At 68.4% G+C, this 3,315-nt stretch carries 1 pseudogene; it reads right to left on the bottom strand.

Annotated elements, in window-relative coordinates:
- Window positions 1-3,315, bottom strand: a pseudogene (locus JZ792_RS40875) (hypothetical protein); the annotation flags it as partial.

Here is a 3,315-nt window from a genome sequence, read left to right as displayed (position 1 = left end):
CCGCTGGGGCGGGGGCAGCGGATCGGGGTTCGTCGCTGGGCGGCGGTTTGGTCGTTTTTCGCGCCGCGAGGATGGTGCGGGCCTGGGCGATAGCGTCCGGTAGGTGCTGTTCGCCGATTTCGGAGTTCTCTGCGTTGATATCGATCCACTGGTAGTCCCCGGACTTTTGACCGGGTCGTCGTGGCTGTATCCGACGGTCGAGAACGATGTGGTCGCCGTCGAGGTCGCCGACGGCGATGATGTCGTCTTCGGACAGGCAGTGCAGGTCCGGCGCGGGGACCTCGCTGTTCGAGTCGTCAGCGTCGGCGAGGTGAGCGCGACGCAGGTCTCGCAGGACATCGTCGGCGATCTCGTCCCAGATCAGACTGAACGGGTCGATGGCGAGTTCGGCGAGAGCGTCACCGAGTTCCGGTGTGCTGGTGTCGATTTCGACGAGGGCATCGTGGATCGCGGTGACGGTCAGGCTGCTCCAGCGCGCAAACTGTAGCGAACCGGTGCCGATATCCTCGGGCATGAGTGTGGCCGATCGCACCACCGGCGCCAACATGGGCTGCGCGGCCAGAGCCGTTCGGGCACGCGCGGCGAACGCGTCACGAGCCGCCTGGACGCGAGCATGGACCACAGCGGCGCTGCGGGGGATCAGGTCAGGGCGCTCGGCCAGCAGCAGTGCCCGAGCCAGCGCCGCTCGGTGATCCTGACCCCAGTGTTGGATGTCGACGTCGAAGTCGACGGCGACGACATGTCTGACCGTCCAGTTCGTGCCGCCACCCGCGATTTCGATGCGCCCCGACGAGAGGGTCCAACCATCCTCGGTCGCGGACCACAAGGGTTCGGGATCGGGCAACAGGGTCGGCACGATGTTGTGATGGATGTCGGCAACGAGCCAATCTGCTACGTCGGGGCCGATGCTGGAGGGGGCGAGATCGGGCCGTCGCCGGGGCAGCTCGTCGACCAGAGTGTCGGTGACCTCGTCGAGCAACCGCGCGTATGCGGTTTGCACCGCATAGCTGTCACGGGCCTTCAACAAAGGGTTGCCCGCCACTTCCACGGCTGCCCAGTCGCGCCACGCCGCCACGGTGGCCTCATCGCGAAACGGATGCTGCGGGCTCGTCTCGGCATCGGCGTGCAGGGCCGGATCTTCGGTCGAAGTGCGTTGCCGCAGCCGGATCGTGGAGGTCAGCTCGTCGTAGCCGGTGCCGTCCTGGTCCGTCCACAGCGGGTCTGCGAGCTGAGCGTGGCGCAGGCTCTCCAGAGCCTCTCGGTAGGCACCATCGTCGCGCTGCGCCAACGCTCGGCTCCGGAATTCGGCGGCCTCGCTGGCGCGCTGATTGCTTTTGCGTGAGCGTACGGTCCAGCCCCACGTGACGGCCTTGGGTTCGACCGCGAGTACCTGTGCGGTCGCTTCCACGACGCGCCGCAGCCCGTAGGTGACCAACAGATCTGGCAGCATGCCGCCGGTGGCGAACCGAAAGGCGAGAGCATCGAGGTCGATCGGGGTGCCGGAGCTGTGATAGTTCGGAATGAAGTCGTAGACCTTGGACCGGATCACCGCGCGGTCGATGTCGGATAAGCCCAGATGAGGGACTCCGACCATCGCGGTCGGCGCAGCGTGCGCGCGCTGCGACGTTTCGGGCTGTGCGTCCACGGGGCCGCGAGTCGGGGCAGGATCGGGCGGGCCTTCGGCTCCGACGACGGGTTCGGGTTCGGGTGCCGGGGACGCGGTAGCGCTTACCAACGGCACCGGTGGAGTCGGTTGTGGGTCTGGTGCGCGGCGTGGTTCGGTGGTGGCAAGGATGCGGCGTGCGGTGGTGATGGCGGCGCTCAGTGTCGACTCGCGCAGGTTCACAGGCACGCCGAGGGTGTCGGGGTCGGCGATCCAGGCGTCGCGGTGGACCAGGGTGATGTGTGCGCCCGCGGGATCGCCGACCGCGACGGCGGTCGGGGTGATCGCGTGCAGGTCCGCACCGAGTTCGGCGAGATCGAACAGTGCGGTGGTGTCGTGCACTGTGCGGTCGGTTCGCCGCAGGTCGGTGAGGGTGGCGTGCGCGGCGTTGTCGCGCACGAACTGTTCGGGGTCCAGGCCGAGAGTGCGAGCGTGATCGAGCAGCGCAGGCTCGTTCTCACCGATCCTCGCGATGACGGTGCGCACCGCCTCGCCGATCAGCGGGCTGTGGACAGCGGCAGCGCCGGGTTCCGGTGCGTCGGGGGTCGGCGTGGAGGAGCGGGCGGCGGCGTGGAGGAGTTCGTGGCCGGCCAACGCGGGACGTGCCCGGTCGATGAGCGCGGCGCGGATTGCCTGCACGCGAGCGTGTACGGCGTGGTCACCGGGTCGGATCGCCGTGGATCGTCCGGCTATGGTCAGGGCTTGGGCGAGCGCGGCGCGGTGGTCGTCGCCCCAGCAGTCGGTACGCGCGCCCTCGCCGGACAGTACCCACCATGCACCGCTTCGGTGGGCGACTTCGATATCGGTGTCGTTCAGCCGCCATCCGCGCGGGCTTTCTCGCCACAGCGGGTCGGGGGCGGTGTCGGCGAGGCCGGGCCAGATGTGCTGGTGAAGGTCGGCATACAACCAGGTCCGCGTGTCGCGGTCGGTGAGGTCGAGGCCCAGGTGTGGCAGGTGTTCGGAAACCTCTGCCAGCACTGTGGTCACGACCTCGCTCATGGCGTGTTCGTGGCGTGCGTCGGCGGGGCGTCCGAGCCAGGTCGACAGCAACGGATCCGACACCAATTGTGTTGCGGCCCAGTTCCTCCACTGACGCATGTCGCGGTCGGTGGTGAACGGATGCAGCCAGGAACTGCGTGCGTGGGTGACTGCGGTCTCGGCGATTTCGCGTGTCAGTCCGGACGCGACATGCGCGGACCCGCTGCGGTAATAGCGGCGCCGTGCGTCGCGCACCGCGATCGTGGTCAGGTCGGCATCGGGTAGCGCGTCGATCGCCGCGTTGACCTGGTCGACGAATTGCGGTATCCGCGACAAGGTTTCAGGGTCGCGGCCCAGGCTGCGGACAGCGTCGAGGACCTCGAGCCTCTGGCCCACACTGGCGCGCACTGTGGCCCAGAGCGGGTCGGTCAGTGTCGCGCTCGCTTCGAACCAGCCGTCGAGGAACGCTTCACGGATCTGGGTGGCGGTCTGTGCCGATCGTGTGCGTGCCAGCGCATCGGCGACATCGGGATGCCGGTCGGGGTCGGGGGCCCTCATCATGTGCGCCGGTTCGAACAGCGACGCCCCGAGTTCCTTCCAGGCTCGCACCGACTGCCCACCGATCTCGGTGGCCGCATCGATACCCGCGCCGGTGTCCGTGTCAGGGGTGGGCG

It is taken from the genome of Nocardia noduli (assembly GCF_019038455.1).
GTDB lineage: Bacteria > Actinomycetota > Actinomycetes > Mycobacteriales > Mycobacteriaceae > Nocardia > Nocardia noduli.
The sequence above is the reverse complement of the archived record's forward strand: the minus strand, read 5'-3'. Positions and strand labels throughout refer to the sequence as shown.